Origin of the sequence: Thermochromatium tepidum ATCC 43061 (assembly GCF_009664085.1) — a bacterium.
In the GTDB taxonomy this organism is placed as follows: Bacteria; Pseudomonadota; Gammaproteobacteria; order Chromatiales; family Chromatiaceae; genus Thermochromatium; species Thermochromatium tepidum.
Window position 1 is genome coordinate 1,749,933 of sequence record NZ_CP039268.1, and the last position, 24,268, is coordinate 1,774,200.

The following is a 24,268-nucleotide window of genomic DNA, read 5'->3' on the forward strand; positions in this document are numbered from 1 at the left end:
GCGACCACCAAACGCCCCATGACGCCAGTCCTTAAGCCCGCTGACCGCGGGTGTTGAAGGCGACGTTCCAGCGTTCCTCGCCGCCGTCGACCGGGATGGCGGTCAGCTCCAGTGTGCCGACCTCGGTCACGGCCGCCTGGAGCCGCACCGCGACCACCTCGCCCTTCTTGCGGTCTGCGGCATCGAGCGTGGTTTGGATCTCGTCGAGCTCGACCAGCTCGTCCTCGTTCCAGACCTCCAGTAGATCGCCGACCCGATCCTCGCGCCGCACGCTGGAACCAAAGAAGCGGAAGCGCACCGGCTCGCCGACGACCAGTCCGAACTCCTGCGGCGGTGCGACCGGCTCTGAGCCCTCCTCCAGCCCAAAGGGCACCAGACACAGCGCCTGGAGCTCGGGTTCCATCCCTGGGACGGCGGGCATGGCGCTCTCGACCCCGACGTAATAGGTGTGCGAGGTCCCGCCCCGGATACGTACCCCACCATGCCGACGCACATGGGCATAGAAGGCCGCACCGCGCGCCACGGCCAGATCCAGGTCGCGTGCCTCCAGCCGGCGCGCGGGCGGCGCGCCCTCGGCGGCAAGCCAACCGTTGAGGACCTCCATCACCCGTTCCTGCAACAATTCGGCCTTGAAGACGCCGCCGTTGAACAACACCGCCGTCGGGGGCAAGAAGCTTGTCTGCAGTGACTGATCGACGAATCCGGCCAGGTCCTGGGTCGCGCCTGCCTGACGCCCGAGGAAGGCGGCCAGATGGCGGGTGATGGCCGGATCCTGGGCATAGGGCAGACCGACCTTGGTCAGGGCGCCGCGCGAGCGGCTTGCCGGGCGGCTACTCGATTCGACCGCCGGGAAGAAGCCCTCGATCAGGGTGGTATGGACCTCATCGCGCGTCAGCTCGGTACGGATGCTGCCGCCGATCAGCCTCGAGCCACGGCTCGGGACCACCACGGGCACGCGCTCCAGCTCGGCCTCTGCAAGCAGCATCTCCTTGGCCTGACGGCAGGCATGGGTGAGCGCCTGGAGCTGCCAGCGATCCAACTCCACGCCGGCCTGGCCGAGCTTGTGGCGCAGCCCATAGGCCAGCGCGAGATCCATGTTGTCACCGCCGAGCAGGATGTGCTCGCCGACGGCGATTCGGTTGAGTTCGAGCGCCCCCGCCTGCTCGGTCACGGCGATCAGCGAAAAATCGGTGGTCCCACCGCCGACATCGACGACCAGGATGATGTCGCCGACCCGGACCTGGCGCCGCCATTCGCCCTGACTGTCGTTGACCCAGCTATAGAGCGCGGCCTGCGGCTCTTCCAGGAGCACCAGATGCTGGATACCGATCGCGCGGGCGGCCTCGGCGGTCAGCTCGCGCGCCGCCGGATCGAAGGAGGCCGGTACCGTGACCGTGACCTCCAGCCGGTCGAGCGGTTCATAGGGATGCGCCCCGTTCCAGGCGTTGCGCAGATGGTCGAGATACTGAACGGTCGCGTCGAAGGGCGAGACCTTGGGGATTTCATCCGGCGCGCCGGGCGGTAGGATCGGCGCCCGGCGGTCGATATCGGGATGACAGAGCCAGCTCTTGGCACTGGAGATCAGCCGGATCGGGGTCATCACGCCCTGGTTGCGCGCCAGCTCACCGACGATCCGGGTCGGATCGGACGGCCAGGGCAGACTCAGATCGCTTGGCCTGAACTCATCGGCGTGCGGCAGATAGAGAAAGGACGGCAGCAATGGGCGCGCCTCGACCGTACCTGGGGCGACGAGCTGCGGGATGGGTAGCATGTCCTGGACGATACGCTCACCCTCGCTGCGCTCCGAGTCGACCCAGGACAGGGCGCAATGGGTGGTGCCCAGGTCGATGCCGATGGCATAACGCGGGCGGCTCATAGCTCGACCTCCGCCGCCGCGAGGATGCGCGGATCATGGCCCGGGGTGAGCTGGGGCAAACGGATCTCGGTCACGCGCCAACCGCGATGGGCGAGCGTGCCGCTGAAGGGCGGCTCGCCGACCAGGTTGCCGGTCGGGCGGATCGCGGCGGCATCGAATCCGGGTTCCAGGGTCACGCGGCTTCCTTCGGGCGCATCGTACACCGGGGCCAGGCTCAGATAGTCGTTGAGCACCTTGCGACAGCCCTGATGCACCACCCGGGCACCGCGCCCGATCTCGGCATCCGAATAGCCCTGGATCTCCTCTTGCAGAAAATCGATCAGACGCCCCTCCCGTTGGAGCAGTCCGAGCAGGAGCAGGGCCGAATCGGAGGCGGCCTCGCCGAGTGGCGGGGTGGCGGGCGCAACCGGGCGTGCTGCCCGATGCACAGGCGTTGCACGGGCGAGTGCAGCGACCGTGCGTGCAAACTCGGGGTCTTTCAGCGCGCGGCGCAGACTGTCAAAGGCGATGGAGACCCGTCGAAAGAAGGACGGTGCCGATGATGCCATGATGAGATCCTCGCATGCAGAGACGGATAAGTCGGATTCAACCTTGGGCGCGCCGATTATTCAATGACCAAACGTCGCCAGCCCAGCGCCGAATGACTCAGCGCCTCGCCTCGTCCATCGCGCCATTCGGCCAGCACCAGACGCCGGGCGGTGCGTCCCTCGATCTCATGTATATGCTCGCCTGGGCGATGGGTGTGACCATGAATCAGCCGGGTTGCGCCATGACGCCGGAGCGTCTCGACGACGGCCTGTTGATTGACGTCCATGATGGTCGCGGTCTTGGCTGCATTGGCCTCGGCACTGCGCCGACGGTAATCGGCGGCGATGGCACGGCGGCTGGCGAGCGATTTCCAGAGAAAGAACCGCTTGACCAGCGGATGGCGCACCCGGCGCCGAAAACGCTGATAGGCCCGATCGTCGGTACAGAGCCGGTCGCCATGCATCAATAGGGTCGGCTCACCGTCGATCCGGATGAGACAGGGATCGGGCAGCAGCCGGCACCCAGTCTGGCTCAGAAAGGCGCGCCCGATGAGAAAGTCGCGATTGCCGTGCAGGATGCCGCACTCGGTGCCGACCGCCGTCAGCGCGCGCAGCGCCGACCGCACCGTCCGATGCAGGGGCGCATCGTCGTCATCGCCGATCCAGACATCGAACAGATCGCCCAGAATATAGAGCCGCCGCGCCGCGCGCGCCCGTCCAGCGAGAAAGCGCAGAAAACAGTCCAGCGTCGCCGGCTGATCGGGCGTCAGATGCAGGTCGGAGATGAATAGCGACTCGCCGCCGTCGTTGGTCATGGGCATGACAGACGATGACGTGACGGACAGGGTACTGGGGCGATCTGCCAATCAGTCCTCCGGCAGATCCAACCAGCCTTGCAGCGCCGCGACCAGGGCCTGGGCCTGAGCGCGGCTGGAGATATTGAACTTGGACTGCTGGCGATACGCGCCACCGCGCTTCTGATAGCGCCGGATGGTGTAACGATCCGGGCTATAGGTTCCCTTGGCGCGGTCCCAGTCGCGATAGCGGAAAATGATGGTGGTCCAGCTCCCCTTCGAGAGCACGACCTTGTCGAGTTCCTTGACGGTCTCGATGCCGTCCTCGACAGAGGTGACGGTCAGGTCTTCGATCTTTTCGGCCATGCGGCATCACTCGCGTGTTCGCTGTATTTCGGGTTCAATCGGCCTGGAGCGCGCCATTCCGCTGCAGCAGCTCGACGATCTTGGTGCGATCGTCGCGCCGCTCGCCGGCCTGGGCCAGCGCCAGATCCAGGGGCATCCGCCCCTGCCCATCGGGCTGATTGACGTCGGCCCCCAGCAGGATCAGACGTGCAACCGTCTCCAGATGTCCGCGCCCAATGGCGAGCGTCAGCGCGGTCTCGCCGTTCGGGTCCACACGGTTCAGGTCGGCCCCGCGACGGAGCAGCAGCTCGAAGCTATCGCGATCGGAGACCCCCGCGCCCGCCAACTCCAGCAGCAGGCCCTGTGGATCCAGCGGCACACCCTGTGCGACCAGCAACTGGGCCACCTGGGTCTTGCCGTTCGATAATGCCAGTTGCAAAGGGGTCGCGCCTGTGGCGTTGCGTTGCGCCGGATCGGCACCGCCGTCCAGCAGGAGACGCGCGATCGCGACGTTGCCTTGACGCGCGGCCAGATGCAATGGCGAGTCCCCCTGGGCGTCCGGTTGATTCAGCTGGGCACCCCAATGGATATGACGCTTGACTTGATCCAGATCACCGATCGCAACGGCGCGATGGAGATTCAGGGTCGGTCGCGCCGGCTCGCTACAGGCGAGGAGTAACGACACGGACAGACACAGCAGCGCACACGCAAGACGGGACATGGGGGCGAAGGGCGCGACGGATCCAGGCGATGTCTGGGATCTTAAACCGCGTCTGGAGTGAAAACCATCGGAACATGATAGAGTTCACCCATGAGCGCAAAGCTACTCCTCACCCTGGCCGTCTTGCTCGGTGTCTATGGGCTGGTGCTCCAGGCGCGCTGGCGGATCAAGCGTCTCGAGTCCGGCACTGGGCCCGGGTTGGCTCGGCTGCCACGCTCGGACGTCTCCTGGCAGAGGATGCGTCTGGCCGCCTCACTCCTGATCGCCATCATGACGGTCGGCAGCGCGCTCTATCTGACCAACCGCTGGCTTGAGGACCAGGAGGTCGTCCAGGTGCAGGTCATCAATGCCAACACAGGTCGGATCACGCTCTATGAGTCCAAACGCGGCCTGATCGAGGGTCGGCAGTTTCAGACGCTGGATGGACGCACCATCCGGCTCGCCGATGTGGAGCGGATGATCATCCTGGCCCCTGAGCCTGGGCTCGACCGGGCACGGCCCATCCCTCAGTAGATCGCCCCGCCTGCCTCGGCATACTCCCGCAGGATCTGCGCCGACTCGGCGCGCAACAGATCCCTCGTCACCTCGATGCCGCGCCGGGCATAACCGGCGATCCAATCCACCGGTTTGTGCCCTTCGTCGAAACCGATCGCGCGCACGTCGCTGTCGCGCGCACCGATGACCACGCGCCCGATTCCGGCCCAGGGGATCGCGCCCATGCACATGGCACAGGGTTCGGCGCTGGTAAAGAGCTCACAGCCACCGGGGACGGCCTGGCGTAGGTCGAAGTAACCGAGCCGCTGCTGGGCGAGCCCGATCGCGACCATCTCGGCATGGGCGATCGAACAGCACGAGGCGACCACCAGATTGACCCCAGGGGCGACCAGACGACCGCTGTGGCGTTCGAAGATGGCGGCCGCAAAGGGACCGCCGCCCAGGTCGGCGCGGATATTGGCGCGCGCCAGGTCCAATACCAATCTCATGCGCCCGGTCTCGTCGAGACCACAGGTCTCGCGTGCAGCGAGCACCGCGTCGATCCAGTCCGGGAGTTCGATCCGAATCGAGTTTCGCTGTTGCATCCCCATCTCCTCGATTGCCGTTTCAGTGCCTCTGGAGGCCCGAGCGTCGTGCGCCTTGTATCCGCGGATTTCAGTTCCATGTTACAGCCTGTCCCTTCACTGAGATCGGCGGCGGGTGCGGTTCGACCAAGGCCCTCTGAACCGGCACCAGCCCGCCGATCGGGCCTGTCCAACCTCGACCTCAATGAATCTGGAGGCTGTGATGCGCAACTCGATCCTCTCTATGGCCCTGACCGGAGTGCTCGTCCTCGGTGCCGCGCCGGCCCTGGCCGACTGGACCCTCGATCCCGAACGCTCGGCGGTCACCTATGTCACCATCAAGTCCAAAGACATCCCCGAGAACAATCACTTCAAGGAGATGCACGGACGGATCGATGGCGAGGGCCGGGCGGTCGTGACCCTGATGCTCGACAGCGTCGAGACCCTGGTGCCGATTCGCAATGAGCGGATGCGCCAGATCCTGTTTGAGACCACCAATTACAAGGAGGCCGAACTCAGGGCCCAGATCGACCCCAAGGCCCTGGAGTCACTGCCCGTCGGCCAGATCCAGCGCCTCGCCGCCGAGTGTCAGCTCAGTCTGCACGGCCAGACCCAGACCCTGACGCTGTCGCTGATGGTCGGTCGGCTCGCTGCCGACACCCTGATGGTCGCGACCACCGAGCCGCTGCTGATCGAGGCATCCAAGTTTGGCCTGAGCGACAAGGTCGAAAAGCTGCGCGAGATCGCTGGTCTCAAGGGGATCAGTGAGGCGGTACCCGTGGTGTTCGTCGGGACCTTCGTCCAGACCCCAGCCGCAAACCCCTGATCCACGAAAACACTCAGACCGCCGCTCCAAACCGATGCACGCTGCCCGTGGGGGATTCGTGGAACTGATCCGGGAAGTGGCGGCGCAGCAGGCAACTGGCCGCCAATCCGGTACAGTGATTGGGGGCCAGATACTGGATCCCGAACCCGGCGAGCGCGCCGACGGTAAAGTCCAGCCGCTCGGCGCTCGCGCGCAGCAGATGGGTCCCGCCCAGGACCGCGTGGATCGGACGTCCGGGCACCAGCCTCTGGACGTGTTCGAGCGTGTTGATCAGCCCGGCATGTCCGCAGCCGAGCACCACCACCAGCCCCGGCGGGGTGTCGATGATGAGCGCCTGATCGTCGGGTAGGTTGTCGATCTGGGTGCGTGCGGCGTCACGATAGAAGGGGCCACCGGTGTCCTCGATGGCATGGCGGCGTGGGATCTCGCCACTGAGCTGGATACCGGGCGCGATCTCGACCGGTCCAGGGTCGAGGATCAGCCGTCGCACCCGTGATCGCAGGGACTCCGGATCGGCGATGGGTGCGCCGATCGCGCGCCCATCGCGGTTGAACTTGGGCGCCAGCGCCTCGGGATGCAGATAGAGATCGATCGCGCCGCCGGTGCACGCGATCACCGTGTCCAGCCCGCCGCTGTGGTCGTAGTGCCCATGGCTGAGCATGACTGCCGTCACCCGTTCGAGTGCGATCCCGAGCCGTGCCGCATTGTGTCGCAGCGTCAGCCCCTGACCGGTATCGAGCAGCAGACAGTGTGCCTCGGCCTCGATGAAAAAGGACGCACCATGCTCACCGAGCAGACCCGGTGTGCTGGCCGCGTTCTCCGCGAGCTGGGTGATGGTCAGGCTCCGGATCATGGCGCAGTCGATCCCAGGGTCTCCGTGGCCGGTGGCGACCTGAGCAGTTCCAGATCCTGGAGCTCGGCGACCCGTTCGGGCGGATAGCCGAGGCGCTCGAAGTCCAGGAGGCCATTGGGCGCGTGACAATCGACACAGTCATGGCCCTTGCGCTGGATGCCGTGGTTGACCATGAGCGTGCCCATCTGGCGCATCCAATGCGGCTCGACATTGACGAGCCGGTCCTCGACGAGCGGATAGATCGTCTTCCAGCCGCCGCTCACACCAAAATAGGCCATGAACTCATCCATCATGTAACGCTTGAATGGCTCCTGGTACATGCGCCGGACGATCGGATCCTGGATCGCACGCTTGACGGCGGCCTGGGTGTCGCCGGTCTCGTAATAGACGTTGTAGTCGAAGGGCAGGATCATGGCCCCAAATGGCCCCTGGTTGGACATGTCCTCGTACATCATGGCGTTGAAGGGCTTGAACGGATAGATCCGACTCTTCCCTTCGTTCATGACCGCGCGCAGATTGGTCTGGATCATGGCCCGGCGCCGTTCGAGCTGCTCGGGCGTAAGCTGCGACAAAGGATCGGTCGCCATTCGGACATAGCGCTCGACCTCGATGTCGGGATACCGCTCCTTGAGCTCGATCGCCTTGGCGCGCACGGCGGCGATGACCTCGGGATCGGTGATCCGCGCCATCTGCTGCATCAGCGGATCATAGGTGTCGGTACCGTTCGGATTGTTGCCCAGGGCATTGGCCAGGAAGGTGCCATTGCCGTTGAACCAGAGATAGATCAAGCCCTTGCCCGGCTCGCCCGAGCGATAGACATCGGTCGGTTCCCAGATCCCCTCCTCCGGGTTCCAGGTCGGATGCACCCAGTCGCGCAGCACCACATTGTGGTCTTCCAGACGCGGGATATGGCAGGTCTCGCAGGCCAGACGCGCGATATGGCCGTTGAGCAACGCCTTGTCCTTGGAGTGGTTGTGCGGCGCGCGTGTGTGACAGGTCTCGCACGAGACCTCCTTGCCAGGGAGGTCGTTGGCGACCAGGTCCACCCCCATGCGCCCGCGCGGGATCTTATGACCCTCGGGACGATGGCAGTCGATGCACTGGATGCCGGCAGCGGCGTGGGCGTCGTCTTGGGGACTGAAGGGATTGCCGCGCTTGGCGCCATGATGCAGGATGCGCTGGTGCTGGTAGCCGAGTGCCTGGGCCGCGGCATTGTGCACATAGGCATCGCCGCCCATGTTGTGCTGGTGACAGCGCAGACAATTCTCGGTGCGGATCGGGCCGACGCTGAGTGCGGCGCGCAGACTGCGATCCTGATCCCAGCGCAACCCGTACTGATCCTGGATGACGATGCGCCGGTTCAGGTCATAGTCGGCGGCGTGACAGATCAGACAGTCGATCCCCTCCTTCGCCAGGCTCGGCACATCGCCGATCGGCATCATCTTCTCGGTCGCGGGCTGATAGTTGCCACCGATGTGACACTGACCGCAGCCCTCACTGCGCAACACCACTTCGCCCTTGGCATGCTCTGGACGGCTCGCAACCAGGGCCGCCCAGCCGGTCCAGGTGAAGCTCCCCGGGATCCCGCAGGCGCGGTCGATCTTGCCCACCGGGATCTTGTGCGGGCCGGCGTTTACCTGACGTCCGTCGTAGCCATAGGTCGAGAAGCCCCCTGAGGCACTCTGAAACTTGAAGTGAACCGAATTGACCAGGTCGTCAAGGGTATCGACGGTCGAGCGGGTACCGTCGGCATGCTCGACCTCGATGGTGGCGTGACAGGTCAGACAGGTCTTGGGGCCTTCGTACTGACGGATGCCGGCCTTGCGGAAATACTCGATGTGGCGCGGTTGGCTGTCGCGGATGAAGGACGCGGTATTCATCAGCATCTCGATCTTGACCTGACGCGCGAAGGGGTCCTGATCGGCGGACACGATCGACTCGGCCTTGCGTCGACGCGCCTCCTCGCTCAGCGACCAGGCTAAGGACTCGAATTCGGCCTCCGTCACCCGCCGGCTGCTCTCATAGGTCAGGGGCGCATTGGTCTTGCCGACATAGGTCTCGAACAACACCGGATAGAGAACGCGATAGGCCAGCGCCAGGACGACGAGCACGCCGGCGCCAAGGATCAGGCGGCCTTGGGTCTTGGGGTCGAGCAGTCGGGCAATGGGGTTCATGATCTCGCCTCCTCAGTCGGGCTGGGGCTCGGTTCGCCCTCGCGATGCCAGCCGGTGATCATGGCGCGCAGATTGGTGGTGAGGGTCTCGCCCGTGGTGATGATGTACAGGTGGACGAGCAGGAACAGCACCAGGAGATAGGCCAGGGTCAGATGCCCCATGGCCACCAGCCACACGCTCGGCAGGCCCAAGAGCGTCTCAGGCAAGGCGACCGAGAACAGGAACGACCAACCGCTCAGGATCAAGAACGGCATCAAGGCGTACATCACGCCCAGATAGCTGAGCTGCTGGAGGGTGTTGAACTTCATCTCGGCGCTGACCTGGAAGGGATGCGGCGCATTGCGGAAGATCCCATAGCCGTAATAACGCGCCTGGGCAAACAACCGATCGAAGAGACCCGAGAGACGCACCCGGTAGTGCCGCCCATTCTCGGTGGTGAGGTTGCCGACCACAAAGCCGATCCAGCCCAGGGTCAGCAGGATGCCCGCCGTGTTATGGACCGTGACCGCCAGATCGAACGGCATCAGCCAGCCGCCCCCAGCGAAGTGCATGCTGGCACCTGTGTACATCAGTACTAGGAACAGCAGCGCATTGATCCAGTGCCAGGCACGAAGCCAGCGCGGATAGAGATAGAGGGCGATCATGGCCGATCCTCCTTTAGACGACGATAGGCGCGATAGCGGCCCCAGCCGTGCGCGATCAGCCCCAACAAGGTCAGACCGATCACGCCCAATCCCAGTGCGTCGAGCTGCGGACTACGGCTCATGCCGACGACATAGGCCTCATTGAAGACTGCCTTCGACAGCCAGCCCCCCCCTGCCAGATCGGTCTCGGAACGGTACCGATAAAGTCGCTGAAGCAGGCGCGGCTCCTTGGAGTGACAGTTGATGCAGTCGAAGTTGCTGTCTTTGGCAGCCAGGATCTGGTGTGAGACCGGACGGCTAGGATCGGTCAAGGGGGTATGACAGTCGAGACAGCGCACCGACCCCCAATGCTTATCGCGCTTCGGCAGCCACAGATGGGCGGTGCTGTACGGTTCGCGGATCTTGGTATGACAGGAGAGACAGAGCTGATTGTCTTTCTGCACGATCGCGGCCAGCGGCTGCCCGACCTCGGAGTGACGGAACACATGGGGGTCGTGACAGCGATGGCAGTCGAATCCCGCGGCCTTGGGTGAATCCGAGGTGGCGTGGATGCTTGAGGCGAACTCCTCGGCGATGGTCTCGAAGGTGTAGTGGCGTTTGTCGGCCTTGTGGAGCTCCTTGTGGCAGCCGACGCAGTCGAGCCGCTGCCCGCGCACCGACTCCGGATGCGGATACTGGCCGAAGTCGCCTTCATGACAATCGACGCACTGGAGCTCGCCATGTGCCGAGTGCTCGAATTGCCGAGCATCGACGTGCAGGTCGAGGATGTCGCCGGTGCCTGGGTCGCGATAGCCAAGCGTCTCCATGTGATGACAGCGCAGACAATCGGCGTTGTCGGTGCCTAACCGGCCCTGGATGGCGGCCTCGGTTAGGGGCGAACCGAGAAACAGGCCCATCAGGAGCAGGGCCTGGGCCAGCCGGCCGCCGGCCCTCATTGAGATATCTCGATCGTTCATCACTGGGTCGCCCCCATTCGCGTGGTCTGTGCCCTTCTTTGCCTCTGTCCCCAAGTTTAACACCTTGCAATTGGCCGCTGCCGATACCTCGGGCACCAGATTTGCGTCGCCAGCAAGGGGTGTTCACTTGCTCCAGATCAATCTTTCAGTCGATCGGGTTGGACAACTGGCCAAACCAGGTCTATAAGATTATTTGAGTATAGGAATATAAGCTGATTTTTATAAATCCTGGATCAAGCCAAATGATTGAATCATCGTGCGATCGCTAAGGTTTGGCCAATTTGGGCGACTGATCCTGCGCCGAAACGCGGACCAACAGGGATGACAATTCGCACTGCCATCGTCTTTTTGACTGTTTAAGGGCGAGTGGAGACGGATCCCGCGAGTGCCGCTCGGCCTGGTCCCTGAAGAGATAAAGCTGTCATTGGGGGCTCGATATGCAAGACCTAGCCGGTGATCCAGACCCGATCGAGATCGGACCGCGTCTGTCTGATCAGCTCGAATTACACGGCATCAGCCGCCGTGGTTTCATCCAATTTGCACTCGGCCTCACGGCGGCGATGGGCCTGCCGTTCGGGATGGCGGGCCGGGTACTGGCCGCCATCGAGGAGACCCAGGGCCGACCGGCGGTGATCTGGCTGCACTTCCAGGAATGCACCGGCTGCACCGAGTCGCTGCTGCGTGCCACCCATCCGACGGTCGAGTCCCTGATCCTGGACCTGATCTCGCTCGACTATTCCGAGACCCTGCTCGCCGCCGCCGGTCGTCAGGCCGAGCAGGCGCTGGCCGAGTCCATCGCACGCAACCAGAGGCGCTTCATCCTGGTCGTCGAGGGCTCGGTACCGATGCGCGATGGCGGGATCTATTGCAAGGTCGCACGCAAAACGCCGCAACAGATGCTGCATGAGATCGCGCCCCAGGCAGCGGCGGTGGTCGCCATCGGTTCCTGTGCCTCCTGGGGCGGGGTGCAGAGCGCCGCGCCCAATCCGACCGAGGCCGTGGGCATCCCCGAGGCGTTCGCGCGCGAGGGCATCACCCGCGCCGATGGCGCCGCCCTCCCCGTCATCACCCTGCCCGGTTGTCCGGCCTCGCCCTACAACCTGCTCTCGACCGTTCTCTACTACCTAACCCTTCAGAAGCTACCCGCACTCGATGCCAAGGGCCGACCGCTGTTCGCCTATGGTCGGCTGATCCACGACCACTGCGAACGCCGACCGCACTTTGACGCCGGACGCTTCGCCGAGCAGTTCGGCGATGAGGGCCATCGCCAGGGCTGGTGTCTCTACAAGCTCGGCTGCAAGGGGCCAGAGACCCACGCCAACTGTCCGGCCATCGAGTTCGGCGACGTGGGCGGCAACACCTGGCCAGTGGGGATTGGGCATCCCTGCTTCGGTTGCACCGAACAGGGCGTGGGCTTCCACAAGGCGCTGCACGAGCAGGCCGAGGTCGAGTCGGTGGCGCCGCCGGCCCTCTTCCCCGACGTATTCGCGGAGCATCCGGGCGGGGCCACGCTCGCCAGTGCGGCCCTGGCCGGGGCCATTGGGGGCGGGGCCTTGGTCTATGCCGTGGGCGCGGGACAGAGGCTCAGGGCGGCGGAGGCCGCGGAGGCGGCCAGGTCGAGCGCTGTGGATCAACCCAAAACCGAGTCAGAACCGAGGTGAGTGATGAACATCGATCGGCGTGATTTCCTCAAGGTCGCGCTCGCCGGTGCGACCACGGCCCTGACCGCGGGCAGTGCCGTGGCGCGTCCGCCCAGGGAGCTACCGCCGGACGCGGTCGGCATCCTCTATGACGCCACGCTCTGCATCGGCTGTAAGGCGTGCGAGGTCGCTTGTAAGACCACCAACGCCCTGCCGAGGGAGACGGATCCGGCGCTCGAACAGGCCAAGGGCGTACAGGACATCTGGGATGCCAGCCGCGATCTCGACAGCCGCACCCTGAACAAGATCAAGGCCTATGCCCAGGGTACGGCGGCGGTCAAGGATCGCGACCACGACGGCTACAGCTTCATCAAGCGCGCCTGCATGCACTGTGTGGATCCGAATTGCGTCTCGGCCTGTCCGGTGCGGGCGCTGACCAAGGATCCGGTCACGGGCATCGTCGGCTACAACCCGGACGCCTGTATCGGGTGCAGGTACTGTCAGCTCGCCTGCCCCTTCAACATCCCCAAGTTCCAGTACGACAAGCCCTTCCCCAGGATCGTCAAGTGCGAGATGTGCCGGCACCTCCAGGCCAAGGGCGAGATCCCGGCCTGTTGCGCGGCCTGCCCGACCGGGGCCAGTCTGTTCGGGCGGGTCTCGGATCTGCTGGAGGAAGGCCACCGGCGCCTGAGCTTCAAACCGGGCGAACACCAGGACTATCCCATCCACAGCCTGGATTCGGGTAAAGGGCGCAGCGCCGAGGTGCGCGGCTATTATCCGCATCTCTATGGTGAGACCGAGACCGGCGGCACCCAATGCCTGCTGCTGGCGGGCGTACCCTTCGAGAACCTGGGGCTTCCGCCCTTGGGGCCAGAGTCGAGCGCCCGGCTGTCCGAGACCATCCAGCACAGCCTCTATCAGGGTCTGGTAGCCCCGACCCTGCTGCTCGGCGGACTGGTCTATACCGTCTATCGGCGCACCGAGGCCGAGCGACACGACGACCCAGGGGCGCCTACCGCTATCAAAGAGGAGCGCCGCCATGACTGAGGTCTATCGTCCGCTTGGCGGGCGGTTGCTCACCCGCGAGTTCTATTTCCTCGGGGTCATCGTCCTGATCGGCGCCTATTTCACCCTGCGTCGTTTCCTCTTCGGCATCGGCGCCGTCTCCAACCTGAGCGACGGCTTCCCCTGGGGCATCTGGATCACCTATGACGTGGTGACAGGCACGGCGATCGCCTGCGGCGGCTATGCCATGGCGCTCCTGGTCTATCTCTTCAATCGCGGCCAGTTCCACCCCATGATCCGGGCCGCGCTCCTGACCAGCGTCTTTGGCTACACCCTGGCCGGGGCCTCGATCATCGTCGATGTCGGGCGCTACTGGCAGCTCTACAACGTCTTCTTGCCCCAGTACATGAACCTCAACTCGGTGATGCTGGAGGTCGCGCTGTGCGTGACCCTCTACACCCTGGTGCTCTGGATCGAGTTCTCGCCCGCGATCCTGGAGGCGATGAGGGCCAAGCGCGCGCTACGCCTGGTGCGTCATGGGCTGTTCTTCTTCATCGGTCTGGGCATCCTGCTGCCAACCATGCATCAGTCCTCGCTCGGCTCGCTGCTGATCATCGCTGGGCACAAAGTCCACCCGCTGTGGCAGACGCCGATCATCCCGTTGCTGTTTTTGATCACGGCGATCGCGATGGGCTACGGCATGGTGGTGTTCGAGTCGCTCTATGCGGCGGTCCATCTGGGGCGACGGCTGGAGACGGATCTGGTATCGCGGGTCGCGGCCGTCATCCCCTGGCTGCTGATCGCCTATCTGGTGATCCGGCTCGGCGAGCTGGCGCTCAGCGGTGACCTCGCCTATCTGGGGCGGCCGGGCCGCGAGCCCTGGCTGTTTGCGCTGGAGATGGTGCTCTTTCTCTATGCGACCCTGGTCCTGCTCGATCCCGAGCGACGCCGGCGCCCGACCCAGTTGTTCTGGAGCGCCCTGGCGGTGGTGCTGGCCGGGGCGCTCTATCGCTTCGATGCCTTCCTGATCGCCTATAACCCAGGTCCGGGTTGGCACTATTTCCCGGCGGTGGGCGAGATGATGATCACCCTGGCGATCGTCGCCTTCGAGGTCATGGCCTATCTGTTCTTCGTCAAGAAGACACCGATCCTGGCCGTCGCACCCCAGACCGAGTCTACCCTGACCGCCCGGGCATCCTATCCAGAGCACACGACGATGAGAGGGGCTTCGGCATGACCAGCACACGCATCAGCGTCGATCCAGTCACGCGGATCGAGGGACATCTGCGCATCGACTGCGACATCCGGGACGGCAAGGTCGTCAATGCCTGGTCGAGCGGTCAGATGTGGCGCGGCATCGAGACCATCCTCACCGGACGCGACCCGCGCGACGCCTGGCTCTACACCCAGCGCATCTGCGGTGTCTGCACCACGGTGCATGCCATCGCCTCGGTGCGCGCGGTTGAGGACGCCCTGAACCTGGAGATCCCGCTCAACGCCCAGTTGATCCGCAATCTGATCATCGCTGCCCACGGCATCCACGATCATGTGGTGCACTTTTATCATCTCTCAGCGCTCGACTGGGTGGACCTGGTCTCGGCGCTCCAGGCCGATCCGAAGGCCACGGCGACCCTGGCCCAGGGCCTCTCGGACTGGCCAAACAACAACGCACGTCAGTTCGCCGCGGTCCAGGAACGGGTCAAGCGCCTGGTCGAGAGCGGCCAGCTCGGCATCTTCGCCCACGGCTACTGGGGCCATCCGGCCATGAAGCTTCCGCCCGAGGCCAATCTGATGGCGGTCGCGCACTATCTGGAGGCCCTGGACTATCAGCGCAAATCCAACCAGATCACCGCCATCCTGGGCGCGAAGACCCCGCATATCCAGAATCTGGCCGTCGGCGGGGTGGCCAACGCCATCAACCCAGACGACCAGGCCACCCTCAATCTGGAGCGGCTGGCCGCGATCCGCACCCTGATGGACGCACTGGGGGCCTTCGTGCGTCAGGTCTATCTACCGGATGTGATCGCGATCGCTGCGCTCTATGCCGACTGGCTGCCCTATGGCGCGGGCGTCACGAACTATCTCTCGGTGCCCGACTTCCCGCGCGACACCAAGGGGACGGACTTCGCGATGCCGGGCGGCTATATCCCAGCGGGTGACCTGGCGCGCTTTCAACCGGTCAAGCAGTTCGGTGATCCCTTCTTCGAGCAGAATGTCAAGGAGAGCATCAAGCACAGCTGGTATCAGGGCGACTTCCCGCGCTCGCCCTATCAGGGCGAGACCCTGCCCGATTACACCGATTTTCAGGAAGACGGTGCCTATTCCTGGGTCAAGTCTCCGACCTTCCTCGACGAACCGGCCCAGGTCGGGCCGCTGGCCAATGTGCTGGCGATGGTTGCGGCGGGCCATCAGGGGACCATCGGCTATCTCAACGACGCCCTCGCACGGATCGAGGCCATCGCCGGGACCCAGGTACCGATGAGCGCCCTGCACTCCTCGCTCGGGCGTCATCTGGCGCGCTGCATCCGCACCCAGGTGCTCTATGACAATCTGGTCGAAAACTATGATGCGCTAGTCGCCAACATTGCACGCGGCGACTACACCAGCTTCAACCCGCCGGTCTTCCCCAAGGGCGAGCAGATGGGCTTCGGTTTCCATGAGGCACCGCGCGGGGTGCTCTCGCACTGGATCCTGATCGAGAACGGCAAGATCAAGAACTATCAGGCCGTGGTCCCCTCGACCTGGAACGCCGGGCCGCGCAATCAGAACGACGCGCTCGGTCCCTATGAGGCCGCCTTGCTCGGCAACCCGATCCTGGATGAGGAGCGTCCCTTGGAGGTGTTGCGCACCGTCCATTCGTTCGACCCCTGTCTGGCGTGTGCGGTCCATCTGCACGACAACAAACGACGCGACAGCGTGCGGGTGCGGGCACTCTGAGATGGGGCCGGAGTCGGAGACGCCTACCGATCCAGGCACGGACGTCCTGCTGCTTGGGCTGGGCAATCTGTTGCTCAGCGACGAGGGGGTAGGCGTCCAGGTGGTGCGCCGACTCGAACGCGACTATCGCTTCGAGCCGGCCATCCGGCTGATCGATGGCGGCACCTCGGGTCTGGATCTGCTTCCGCTGTTTGCCGACCATCGGCGGATCCTGATGATCGATGCCATCGCGCTCGCTGCACCGCCGGGCCAGATCGCCGTGTTGCGCGATGCCGAGATCCGAAGTGCCCTGAGTCCAAGGCTCTCGGTGCATCATCTGGGCCTGTCGGACCTGCTGGCGTTGGCCCAGTGGCTCGACGATGGTCCGACCGAGATCGTCCTGGTCGGGATCGTCCCGGAGTGCCTGGAACTGGGGCTGGAGCTGTCGCCGTCGGTCGCGGCGGCGATCCCCGCGGTGATCGAGCAGGTCGGGGCGATCCTGAGCGGCTGGGGGGTCGCGTTCGAACGGGTCAGTGCCACACAGCCGTAACACGTCACACCCTCCAAGGCCTAAAGCAGGCTGTATCGGTCTGGCGCTCAAGACGAGGGTGTCGGTGGGTATTTTTGCCGGATCATCTCGCCGATCAGGCGGATCGTCTCGCGGCTGCCTTCTTCGGCCGAGCGCATCGCCGCGACGATCTCGTCGAGCGCGGCGTGGTCGTGCAGCCAGTCCTGGTGGGCGGCGGCGACGGCTTGGCGCACACCCTCATGGACCCTGCGGTGCGGCGCATCGAGTTGGGCGTAGGCCGGCAGGCCGGAAAACGCCAGCCTGCCGTGGCCCGTCTCATACCATTTACCGAGCCGACAACTGTGGTGATCGATACCGACGGCCTGGACCTCTTCACCCTCCCCGCCTTTTTCCACCGCCACATAGCCGCGCTGCATATAGATCACGTGATCGAGCTTGGTCAGCGAGGCGAAGGCGAGATCTTTGGCCTGGTTTAAGGCCGCCATCGTCTGCTGGGCCGATTGGGCCACGGCATCGAACTGACTGGCGAAACGACCGACACGCTCGCCGAGCGTCTGCACCTCGCCCCCGAGCACCTGGGTTTGCGCGACCATCGCTGTCACCCGCTCCGATAGGGTCGTAATGATCGTATTGATCTCCTGTGTGGCCAGCCGCGTACGCTCGGCGAGCCTCCTCACTTCGTCGGCCACCACGGCGAAACCGCGTCCCATCTCGCCGGCGCGCGCCGCCTCGATCGCGGCATTCAAGGCCAGCAGATTGGTCTGTTTGGCGATCTCGGAGATCAGTCCCAAGGTCTGCTGGATCGTGACCGTCGCCTCGCCCAAGGCCTGGGTGGTCTGACTGGTCTGCGTCATACGCTCGCGCATCGTGGCGAAATCGCTCACCATGGTGCGCACGGCCGCCTGGCTTTCCTGGGCGCCGCGTTCGTTTTCCACCGCCAGTGCCATCACGTTGTCCATCGCCTGGGCGACGATGACCAGGTCGTTCTGGTTGCCAGCAAGATTGGTGAGCAGGCTGCCGCTGTTTAGATGATGCAGCTCGCTATTGAGCCGGTTGCGGCGCGAGAACTCCGCAGCGGCCTTCATCGCATCGAGCGCCTGATTGATACCCTGCATCGACTTGGCGATCTCCCCTGGCATGCCTTCGATAAAGGCATAGCGCCTGAAATCTTCCTGCGCCGCACGCTGGAAGCAGGTCGTGACATCTTTGAAATAGGCCTCGACGATGTCGAGGAAGTCGTTCAGTTCCCAGGCCACCTTGCCGAACTCACCCAGACCCTTGGTATGGGTGATGCGCACATGCATATTGCCCCGCTTGGCCTGTTGCAGCGCCTCGCTCATGCGCCTCAGGGTTTCGAGGGGGCGCGTCGACCAGTGAAACAGGCCCCACCCAAGCAGTGCGATTATGATCGGCAAAATGAATAGCATCCCGTTCGAATTGAACCAATACAGATAGCCAGCGAGCCCGGCATTGATGAGGACGATCGCCGTCAGCCCCCATGCAATTCGTTGGTATACGAAGGGGACGCCTTTACTGGCACGGCTTGTGCCTTGGAAAAAATCGGACATGGGGATGCTCTCGCTCAGCGCGACTGATGGAACAGATCGAGCACGAGGCGCTCGTAGCTGAGCCCTTGCGTGGTGAGCCGCTGGCTCAACCAGGCGAGTGAGGCATCACAGGCCTGGGCTGGCCCTACTTTTTGTTCGATGCGCAGCATCTCAGCATAGATCGGCACAAAGAAATCGATCGCGGCCCGCGGTGCCTGACGACGCACGGAAAAATAACCGACCACCCGACCATTCTCATAATCCGGCGTGACATTGGCAAATACCCAATAATAGTCGCCATTCGAGCTCATGTTCTTGACAAAGCCGAACCATTCACGACCAGTCTGGATCGTATCCCACAAATGCTTGAACGCGCCGCGCGGCATATCGGGATGACGCACGATGTTGTGCTGCACACCTAGCAACTCGCTTTCCGAATAGTCGGCCATGCGCATGAAGACGCGGTTCGCGTAGGTGATGCGGCCTTTCAGGTCGGTTTTGGTGACGATGAATTCGTCGGCACCAAATTGTCTTTCGTTTTGTGTCGGTACGATGTTGCGTTTCATGACGTTCTCTGGCAACGACTCGGATACAACAAGCTCTACGATCGCCTGAAATCAGCTAGCCCATCTGGGTCACCTGATAAAAAACGACGACGCCTTGGTTTGACCTCGAGACAGTCTGGGGTACGAAGCGACCGCACCTGGCCGAACAGAGGATCTTAAGAATACCGCTGAGTGCGCGCGGGCAGTCAGCGGATAATCCCTTGGCCCCGCGCCGCCTGCAACCAGCTCGGAAACTCCTGAAGCAGTCGGTCATAGAGCTGGGCGTCGGTCAGGTCGTGTAGATCGTCGATGGCAAAGAATCCGCAGTTGTCGACCAGGCGTCCGCTCAGGGTATCGAGCTTCTCCAAGATACCGTAGTTGCGGCCACCAAGACCCATAAACTGCCAGAAGATGGGGTAGTGCGCGGCCTCGCGCATGAGCTCGGTGATAGCGCGGTTCTGGTGGACGCCGCCGTCGCTGACGAATAGCACATAGGCCGGCGGTGCTTGGGGATCGCGGCGGTAGTGGTCGATGACCTCGCGCATCACGCGAGGCTCGTCGTTGGTCCCTCCGTACCATCGCTTCCAGCCGCCCCGGACGGTGTTGATGTAATCGCCGATGTTGTCCAGGGTCGCCGGATCGAGCGGCTTGGGCGTGGTATCGAAGGCCCAGACATCGAGACGGCCGTCATCGTCGAAGTGCAACGCCAGCGGCAGCACCCGGTCGAGCAGCTCCTGAACTCGCCCACTTTTGTATTGATGCCCCATCGAGCCACTGGCATCGAGCACCAGTCCAACCCGTGCGCGCAAGCCTTGCAAGCCTTGCTTCGCCAGACTCAGCCGCGCGGTCTTCACCAGACTGACTAGCTGCGGGGCTTGCTGTTCGACGCGCTTGTCCAGGGACAGCCGCACCGGTTCCGGCGAGGGTGCAACCGGTGCCGGCTCGGCCACCTCGCCGCCGAAGTGATGCACCAGGGCAGCGAGCCCCCCGCTGAACCCCTGCCCCGTGGCGCTCAGACGCCAAACCCCGCCCTTGCGGTAGATCTCAGCGAGCATCAGGGCGCGCTCATCGGCAAAGTCGCTCCCGCGCAATGCGAAGCTGGCCTTGACCTGTCCGTGCTCGATCAGGCACAGGCGCCCGGTGGTGAGTTGCCGCATGGTCCCGGCCCCGTCGATCGCGGCCACGAAGACCAGACGATCGATGCTGGCCGGTAGCTGATCCAGGGCCAACCGGAATCCGGCCTCGAAGCCCGCCGGACTCGCAAGCTGCACACCGCCGCAGGGCGTCTGGGGCTGGTTGAAGAAGGTCATGTAACGCTCATCGGCAAGCCGTCCGGCGGCATCGACACCGAAACAGGAGACATCGGCCGCGATCCCCTCGAGGTCGATGCCGACCTCGAGGTCCACCGAAGACATCAGATCCGGCAATGCCACACGCTGACCACGGCTGAGTTGCATCTCGTCTCTCCTGAACCCCCGAGCCTCAGGGAACGACTGTAAGCGAGAATCGCGAGTGCGGACAAGCGGGTTCATCGGCTTATTATTAACCCGGCGTAACTATTCAGGTTCTCGGCCCAACCAAGGTGAGTGCTGGCTACCGTAGAGCGCCGTAAGGCGCGATTGTTGGCGGTGAAACCGGCGCGCCACGCCATTGCCTTTTCGACCGCCCTAATCGCGGCTAAAGCCGCTCCTACGGGAGGCGTTGGTGTGGGGTAGGAGCGCCGTAAGGCGCAATCCACATCTTTATTTAGGGCCGGGTTAATAGCTGCTTGGCACGAGTCTGCGGATCCTGCGGTCGAGCGAGCCGGGGCCGGGATCCGAGTAGCCAGTCACAGACGCCCGGATTGAGCACGAGCGCGATCTCGGCGGCCAGTTGCGCCTGACTGCCGCGGGGATACATCCTAAGCCCCATCTGGGCCGCGGCGATCAGTGCCCCGGTGAGGGCGGCGATCTCGAAGCGGGCGATCCGGCGCAGTCCGGCATAGGCCGCTTGGCGCGTCGGTCTCGATAGAGCAAACGGGTGACCACCAGCCAAAGCGTCGTCGGCACCGAGGACCAGACAGATCAGTGTGCCACAGCCAGCCAGCTTCGCCCGCTCGGCGGCATGCCGCCCGCGACTCAGGGCGACGTCGAGCCGATGGCGATCCAATGGCTCGCTGGTGCGAGGTGCAAAGGGAATCAGACTGCCTGGATCGATGAGCTCACAGCGATCCACAGGCACCCGAGAATCCGAAGTAAACCCAGTCGTCGACAAGCAGCGTAACGGCTCGGACGACATGGGATCAGCGACGAAACAGAGACATCCGATGTGTTTCGGTCCAGTCGACTCACACCCAGGACTCACTTTGGCCACCGGGACGCTCAGCCACTCGGGCACTGCCATCAACACCCGTCTAGTGCAGCGAGCGCGTGCTCCAGACGCCCCCATTCCGCCTCGCATCCCGGCAGACCGAACCTTAGGCTGGCTGGGTGCTCAAAGAACCGGATGAGGATGCCATGCTCGCCCAGCCGTTCATACCATCGTTCAGCCTTAGGTGTCCGCACCCATTGAAAGAGCGCAGTCCCGCCTGTCGGGGCCAGTCCATGATGACTCAAGAGCTCGGCCAACCGCTCTGCAGCCTGCGGCAAGGCAATGCGCGCTGCCGCCTGCCAGACCCGATCCTCGAGCGCCAAGCGCGCGATCCAGCGCGCGGGACCGCTCAGGGTCCAGGGACCGAGCGCCTGCGCGGCTTGCTCTCGCAACTCGGGTTCGGCGAACAGAAACCCGACCCGTGCCCCCGCCAGTCCGAAGAACTTGCCGAGCGAACGCAGCACCACCAGACCCGGACGCCCGACATACGGCAGTACAGTCTCGCCGGGGGTGACGTCCATAAAGGCCTCATCGACCACCAGCCAGCCGCCACGCGCGGCCAGACGCGCCTGCCAATCGAGCAGGGTCGCCGGCGGCCAACGCCGTCCGGTCGGATTGTTGGGATGGATGACGATCAGCACATCGAGCCGCTCGTGTCCCGGGCCATCGTCTAGCCAGTCGCCCGGGTCACCGTCGGGTAGAGCGATCACGCGATGCCCAGCGCGATGCCAGGCATGGGCATGCTCGCGATAGCCGACCTCGGGGACCCCAACCCGACCAGGCGGGCGCAGGGTCGGCAGCAGCCGGATCGCAGCCTGGGATCCGGCGAGCGGCAACCCGCCAGAAGCGGCGTAGTAATGCGCGGCGGCGATCTCCAGACCATCCTCGTCCTCGGGCAGCCGCGCCCAGACCTCGGGCGGCACCCTGGGCACAGGCCAGCCATTGGGATTGATCCCGGTCGAGAGATCAATCCAATCCCAAAGCGGACGCCCGAAACGCCGCACCGCCTCAAGCAGACGCCCACCATGCACGGGCGGTGCGGAAAACTCGAGGCACCCAGCGTCCAGCGCGGCCTCAGGCACAGCATGCACGTCCACGTCCCCGGTCAACCCGCGGCACGAATCGGGATCGAGCGGCCCTTCCAGCGCACGCTGTTACGCACCAGGGTGAGATAGAGCGAGCGGGCGAAGATCGCCATGAAGAACAGCAGCAAGACCGGATAGCTCAGCGCCGTGAACCAGCCGAAATTGCCGAGCCGCCGCAGCAACCAGTGGATCTGGAGCACATAAGCGCCATAGCCGATGCCTCCGGCGAGCGTCCATGGGGTCCAACCGGCCTGCGGCCAGTGCCGGAAGGCATCGAAGGCCGCCATGCCGCCTGCAATCCAGGCCGCAATCAGGAGCAGCATCACGAAGTCGGTGGTCATGGCCCCGCGCGCGAAGTTCTTGGTCCAGCCATCGGCCAGATCGCGCAGCCCACCTGGGTACATCCGGAACGCGATCACCCCCTCGCCGATGAAATTGCGCGTCGGCACCCCGCGTTGCGCCATCGCGCGCGCCAGTACCACATCATCGATGATCTCTTCGCGTACCAGACGATGACCGCCGGTGCGAAAATAGTCCGCGCGCGAGCAGACCATGCAGGGCCCGAATGCACCCCTTGACTCCAGCCGATCCCCGAGCAGGGTAAACGACCGGATGCCGGCCATCATGATCAGCGAAAAGCCGGCTGAGAGCCGTTCATAGACGCGCTGCATCCGGTGATAGGGCTGGATCGAGACCAGACCTCCATACTGGGCCTGGGTGGCGACGATACGCCGCAGACCGCCGGGTTCGAGCTCGGTGTCGGCATCGAGGAAGACCAACACCTCACCCCGGGCCGCGAGCGCCCCGGCCCAGCAGGCGCGCGGCTTGCCGATCCAGCCGGGCTCGGGCTCGCTTAGGGTCAGGGTCCTGAGACCGGCGGCCCGTCCCAGTTCGGCGGTGCGGTCGCTCGAGTTGTCATCGACCAAGATGACCTCGAAATCGGGATGATCCTGAATGCGCAACGAATCCAGCAGCGGCGGCAGGCGTGCCTCCTCGTTACGCGCCGGGATGATGACCGAGACAGGCCGGTCGTCGCAGTGCTCGGGTAGCGGCGGACAGGGGCGCATCCGACCGAGAAAAACGAAGGCCAGCGCCCAGGGCAGGATCAACCAAAGGAGTTCGATCGGCATGGTATTTTGGGCTCAGCACGGCTCGGCGGACACGCCTCCCGCACTCAATCAAAGGATAGAAAGTCGTCGACAGCACGCTGATCCAGCTTGAACAGATCCGGCTTGAGCGCGACATTGCGCTGAATATTCGTGAAGTTGAGCCTCGTCTCCTGGCCAAAGCTGTCGGCCATGATCAGGCTGTCGAGACTGTCCGTGCCGAAACCCAGTTCGATGCGAACCACCTCGGTCTCGGGATCCTTGGGGATCAGCTCGACCCAGTCGCGCCCGTCGCTGCTTTCGATCGAGCGCACCTCGAAATGCTGCTCGATCGGCTCGGTATTCGATAACAACAGGGCTGGTGTCCCGCGCAACGCCTTGGCCTGACTCTGGTGCGAGACCTGCTTGAGCTCGATGTCGTGCACATAGACCCGTTTGCCGTCGGCGATGATGATCTGCGGATTGGGGCTCGCGTATTCCCAGCGGAAACGACCCGGACGCTGGAGATAGAATGTTCCATGTCGCTCGATCATCTGGGTACGCTCGGCGTTAAAGGTGAATTGTTGGAAGTCGGCCTGGAGACTGGTCAGCCCCCTGAGATAGTCGTCGATGCGCTGCGCACCCTCGGCGGCCAGTGCTCCGCCTGAAGAGACGTACAGCACAATCAACACCTGGATCAGCCACACGAAGACGCGCGAACGCCCGGAATCACAGCGAGAAAGAAACGGCATGGATCGAGAGACCTGGATGTGATTGGAGGTATATTGGACCT

The 24,268-nt window shown here is 64.1% G+C and carries 24 protein-coding genes and 1 pseudogene; 7 read left to right on the forward strand and 18 right to left on the reverse strand.

The window, feature by feature from the left end:
- Positions 1-31: 31 nt before the first annotated feature.
- The 5 genes from E6P07_RS07920 to E6P07_RS07940 are packed head-to-tail and all read right to left on the reverse strand — an operon-like array spanning position 32 to position 4,263.
- Positions 32-1,876, reverse strand: coding sequence for an Hsp70 family protein (locus E6P07_RS07920; protein WP_153975108.1), 1,845 nt, complete (start codon positions 1,874-1,876; stop codon positions 32-34).
- A complete protein-coding gene (locus tag E6P07_RS07925; RefSeq protein WP_153975109.1) occupies positions 1,873-2,424 on the reverse strand; it encodes a DUF2760 domain-containing protein in 552 nt (183 codons plus the stop codon). Before E6P07_RS07925 ends, E6P07_RS07920 begins: the two co-directional genes overlap by 4 nt.
- A gap of 56 nt (positions 2,425-2,480) precedes the next feature.
- Entirely contained in the window at positions 2,481-3,224 is a 744-nt protein-coding gene (locus E6P07_RS07930; RefSeq protein WP_153976177.1) for a UDP-2,3-diacylglucosamine diphosphatase, read from the reverse strand.
- Positions 3,225-3,269: 45 nt separating this feature from the next.
- On the reverse strand, positions 3,270-3,563 hold the full coding sequence (locus E6P07_RS07935) for a hypothetical protein (protein WP_153975110.1): 294 nt from the start codon (positions 3,561-3,563) through the stop codon (positions 3,270-3,272).
- Positions 3,564-3,597: 34 nt separating this feature from the next.
- Positions 3,598-4,263: an ankyrin repeat domain-containing protein gene (locus tag E6P07_RS07940; RefSeq protein ID WP_153975111.1), complete on the reverse strand. Its 666-nt coding sequence runs from the start codon at positions 4,261-4,263 to the stop codon at positions 3,598-3,600.
- A gap of 90 nt (positions 4,264-4,353) precedes the next feature.
- On the opposite strand from E6P07_RS07940, the gene E6P07_RS07945 reads away from it, so the two are divergent.
- A complete protein-coding gene (locus E6P07_RS07945; RefSeq protein ID WP_153975112.1) occupies positions 4,354-4,776 on the forward strand; it encodes a hypothetical protein in 423 nt (140 codons plus the stop codon).
- On the opposite strand, the gene E6P07_RS07950 is transcribed toward E6P07_RS07945, so the two are convergent.
- A complete protein-coding gene (locus E6P07_RS07950) occupies positions 4,770-5,342 on the reverse strand; it encodes a nucleoside deaminase (RefSeq protein ID WP_153975113.1) in 573 nt (190 codons plus the stop codon). The genes E6P07_RS07945 and E6P07_RS07950 overlap by 7 nt on opposite strands.
- A 202-nt stretch (positions 5,343-5,544) precedes the next feature.
- On the opposite strand from E6P07_RS07950, the gene E6P07_RS07955 reads away from it, so the two are divergent.
- Positions 5,545-6,147: a YceI family protein gene (locus E6P07_RS07955; RefSeq protein ID WP_153975114.1), complete on the forward strand. Its 603-nt coding sequence runs from the start codon at positions 5,545-5,547 to the stop codon at positions 6,145-6,147.
- 13 nt (positions 6,148-6,160) lie between these two features.
- Here E6P07_RS07955 and E6P07_RS07960 read toward each other — a convergent pair whose 3' ends face one another.
- The 4 genes from E6P07_RS07960 to E6P07_RS07975 are packed head-to-tail and all read right to left on the reverse strand — an operon-like array spanning position 6,161 to position 10,753.
- Positions 6,161-7,000: an MBL fold metallo-hydrolase gene (locus E6P07_RS07960; protein WP_153975115.1), complete on the reverse strand. Its 840-nt coding sequence runs from the start codon at positions 6,998-7,000 to the stop codon at positions 6,161-6,163.
- Positions 6,997-9,174, reverse strand: a complete 2,178-nt coding sequence (locus E6P07_RS07965) for a multiheme c-type cytochrome (RefSeq protein WP_153975116.1) — start codon at positions 9,172-9,174, stop codon at positions 6,997-6,999. Before E6P07_RS07965 ends, E6P07_RS07960 begins: the two co-directional genes overlap by 4 nt.
- A complete protein-coding gene (locus tag E6P07_RS07970) occupies positions 9,171-9,818 on the reverse strand; it encodes a cytochrome b/b6 domain-containing protein (protein WP_153975117.1) in 648 nt (215 codons plus the stop codon). The genes E6P07_RS07965 and E6P07_RS07970 overlap by 4 nt, the downstream gene beginning before the upstream one ends.
- Complete coding sequence (locus E6P07_RS07975) at positions 9,815-10,753, reverse strand: cytochrome c3 family protein (RefSeq protein WP_246172787.1); 939 nt, start codon at positions 10,751-10,753, stop codon at positions 9,815-9,817. The genes E6P07_RS07970 and E6P07_RS07975 overlap by 4 nt, the downstream gene beginning before the upstream one ends.
- Positions 10,754-11,211: 458 nt before the next feature.
- On the opposite strand from E6P07_RS07975, the gene E6P07_RS07980 reads away from it, so the two are divergent.
- The 5 genes from E6P07_RS07980 to E6P07_RS08000 are packed head-to-tail and all read left to right on the forward strand — an operon-like array spanning position 11,212 to position 16,885.
- Complete coding sequence (locus tag E6P07_RS07980) at positions 11,212-12,435, forward strand: hydrogenase small subunit (RefSeq protein WP_153975119.1); 1,224 nt, start codon at positions 11,212-11,214, stop codon at positions 12,433-12,435.
- Between the two features lie 3 nt (positions 12,436-12,438).
- Complete coding sequence (gene hybA / locus E6P07_RS07985) at positions 12,439-13,461, forward strand: hydrogenase 2 operon protein HybA (protein ID WP_153975120.1); 1,023 nt, start codon at positions 12,439-12,441, stop codon at positions 13,459-13,461.
- Complete coding sequence (hybB, locus tag E6P07_RS07990) at positions 13,454-14,656, forward strand: Ni/Fe-hydrogenase cytochrome b subunit (protein ID WP_153975121.1); 1,203 nt, start codon at positions 13,454-13,456, stop codon at positions 14,654-14,656. The genes hybA and hybB overlap by 8 nt, the downstream gene beginning before the upstream one ends.
- Entirely contained in the window at positions 14,653-16,356 is a 1,704-nt protein-coding gene (locus E6P07_RS07995; RefSeq protein WP_153975122.1) for a nickel-dependent hydrogenase large subunit, read from the forward strand. Before hybB ends, E6P07_RS07995 begins: the two co-directional genes overlap by 4 nt.
- 1 nt (position 16,357) lies before the next feature.
- Positions 16,358-16,885, forward strand: a complete 528-nt coding sequence (locus E6P07_RS08000; protein WP_153975123.1) for a HyaD/HybD family hydrogenase maturation endopeptidase — start codon at positions 16,358-16,360, stop codon at positions 16,883-16,885.
- A gap of 47 nt (positions 16,886-16,932) precedes the next feature.
- On the opposite strand, the gene E6P07_RS14215 is transcribed toward E6P07_RS08000, so the two are convergent.
- From E6P07_RS14215 to lolA, 8 genes and pseudogenes are all read right to left on the reverse strand, one after another.
- Positions 16,933-17,349, reverse strand: a complete 417-nt coding sequence (locus tag E6P07_RS14215; RefSeq protein ID WP_425505162.1) for a CZB domain-containing protein — start codon at positions 17,347-17,349, stop codon at positions 16,933-16,935.
- 45 nt (positions 17,350-17,394) lie between these two features.
- Positions 17,395-18,432 (reverse strand): annotated as a pseudogene (locus tag E6P07_RS08005) (methyl-accepting chemotaxis protein); the annotation flags it as partial.
- A 14-nt stretch (positions 18,433-18,446) separates the two neighbouring features.
- Positions 18,447-18,977 carry a PAS domain-containing protein gene (locus tag E6P07_RS08010; protein ID WP_153975125.1) on the reverse strand — a complete coding sequence of 177 codons (531 nt, stop codon included), beginning with the start codon at positions 18,975-18,977 and terminating at the stop codon, positions 18,447-18,449.
- 185 nt (positions 18,978-19,162) lie between these two features.
- Complete coding sequence (locus E6P07_RS08015) at positions 19,163-20,413, reverse strand: VWA domain-containing protein (RefSeq protein ID WP_153975126.1); 1,251 nt, start codon at positions 20,411-20,413, stop codon at positions 19,163-19,165.
- A 289-nt stretch (positions 20,414-20,702) separates the two neighbouring features.
- Complete coding sequence (locus E6P07_RS08020; RefSeq protein WP_153975127.1) at positions 20,703-21,176, reverse strand: hypothetical protein; 474 nt, start codon at positions 21,174-21,176, stop codon at positions 20,703-20,705.
- A gap of 161 nt (positions 21,177-21,337) precedes the next feature.
- Positions 21,338-22,336: a threonine-phosphate decarboxylase CobD gene (gene cobD / locus E6P07_RS08025; RefSeq protein ID WP_153976178.1), complete on the reverse strand. Its 999-nt coding sequence runs from the start codon at positions 22,334-22,336 to the stop codon at positions 21,338-21,340.
- Positions 22,337-22,410: 74 nt separating this feature from the next.
- The gene (locus E6P07_RS08030) at positions 22,411-23,520 is read right to left on the reverse strand and encodes a glycosyltransferase family 2 protein (protein ID WP_153975128.1); all 1,110 of its coding nucleotides are present in this window, start codon (positions 23,518-23,520) and stop codon (positions 22,411-22,413) included.
- A gap of 44 nt (positions 23,521-23,564) precedes the next feature.
- On the reverse strand, positions 23,565-24,227 hold the full coding sequence (lolA, locus tag E6P07_RS08035) for an outer membrane lipoprotein periplasmic chaperone LolA (protein WP_153975129.1): 663 nt from the start codon (positions 24,225-24,227) through the stop codon (positions 23,565-23,567).
- Between the last annotated feature and the right edge of the window lie 41 nt (positions 24,228-24,268).

Coding starts and splice junctions, on each gene's coding strand:
- E6P07_RS07920 (WP_153975108.1), bottom strand. CDS start 1,876: ATGAGCCGCCCGCGTTATGCCATCGGCATCGACCTGGGCACCACCCAT.
- E6P07_RS07925 (WP_153975109.1), bottom strand. CDS start 2,424: ATGGCATCATCGGCACCGTCCTTCTTTCGACGGGTCTCCATCGCCTTT.
- E6P07_RS07930 (WP_153976177.1), bottom strand. CDS start 3,224: ATGCCCATGACCAACGACGGCGGCGAGTCGCTATTCATCTCCGACCTG.
- E6P07_RS07935 (WP_153975110.1), bottom strand. CDS start 3,563: ATGGCCGAAAAGATCGAAGACCTGACCGTCACCTCTGTCGAGGACGGC.
- E6P07_RS07940 (WP_153975111.1), bottom strand. CDS start 4,263: ATGTCCCGTCTTGCGTGTGCGCTGCTGTGTCTGTCCGTGTCGTTACTC.
- E6P07_RS07945 (WP_153975112.1), top strand. CDS start 4,354: ATGAGCGCAAAGCTACTCCTCACCCTGGCCGTCTTGCTCGGTGTCTAT.
- E6P07_RS07950 (WP_153975113.1), bottom strand. CDS start 5,342: ATGCAACAGCGAAACTCGATTCGGATCGAACTCCCGGACTGGATCGAC.
- E6P07_RS07955 (WP_153975114.1), top strand. CDS start 5,545: ATGCGCAACTCGATCCTCTCTATGGCCCTGACCGGAGTGCTCGTCCTC.
- E6P07_RS07960 (WP_153975115.1), bottom strand. CDS start 7,000: ATGATCCGGAGCCTGACCATCACCCAGCTCGCGGAGAACGCGGCCAGC.
- E6P07_RS07965 (WP_153975116.1), bottom strand. CDS start 9,174: ATGAACCCCATTGCCCGACTGCTCGACCCCAAGACCCAAGGCCGCCTG.
- E6P07_RS07970 (WP_153975117.1), bottom strand. CDS start 9,818: ATGATCGCCCTCTATCTCTATCCGCGCTGGCTTCGTGCCTGGCACTGG.
- E6P07_RS07975 (WP_246172787.1), bottom strand. CDS start 10,753: ATGAGGGCCGGCGGCCGGCTGGCCCAGGCCCTGCTCCTGATGGGCCTG.
- E6P07_RS07980 (WP_153975119.1), top strand. CDS start 11,212: ATGCAAGACCTAGCCGGTGATCCAGACCCGATCGAGATCGGACCGCGT.
- hybA (WP_153975120.1), top strand. CDS start 12,439: ATGAACATCGATCGGCGTGATTTCCTCAAGGTCGCGCTCGCCGGTGCG.
- hybB (WP_153975121.1), top strand. CDS start 13,454: ATGACTGAGGTCTATCGTCCGCTTGGCGGGCGGTTGCTCACCCGCGAG.
- E6P07_RS07995 (WP_153975122.1), top strand. CDS start 14,653: ATGACCAGCACACGCATCAGCGTCGATCCAGTCACGCGGATCGAGGGA.
- E6P07_RS08000 (WP_153975123.1), top strand. CDS start 16,358: ATGGGGCCGGAGTCGGAGACGCCTACCGATCCAGGCACGGACGTCCTG.
- E6P07_RS14215 (WP_425505162.1), bottom strand. CDS start 17,349: ATGGCGGCCTTAAACCAGGCCAAAGATCTCGCCTTCGCCTCGCTGACC.
- E6P07_RS08010 (WP_153975125.1), bottom strand. CDS start 18,977: ATGAAACGCAACATCGTACCGACACAAAACGAAAGACAATTTGGTGCC.
- E6P07_RS08015 (WP_153975126.1), bottom strand. CDS start 20,413: ATGCAACTCAGCCGTGGTCAGCGTGTGGCATTGCCGGATCTGATGTCT.
- E6P07_RS08030 (WP_153975128.1), bottom strand. CDS start 23,520: ATGCCGATCGAACTCCTTTGGTTGATCCTGCCCTGGGCGCTGGCCTTC.
- lolA (WP_153975129.1), bottom strand. CDS start 24,227: ATGCCGTTTCTTTCTCGCTGTGATTCCGGGCGTTCGCGCGTCTTCGTG.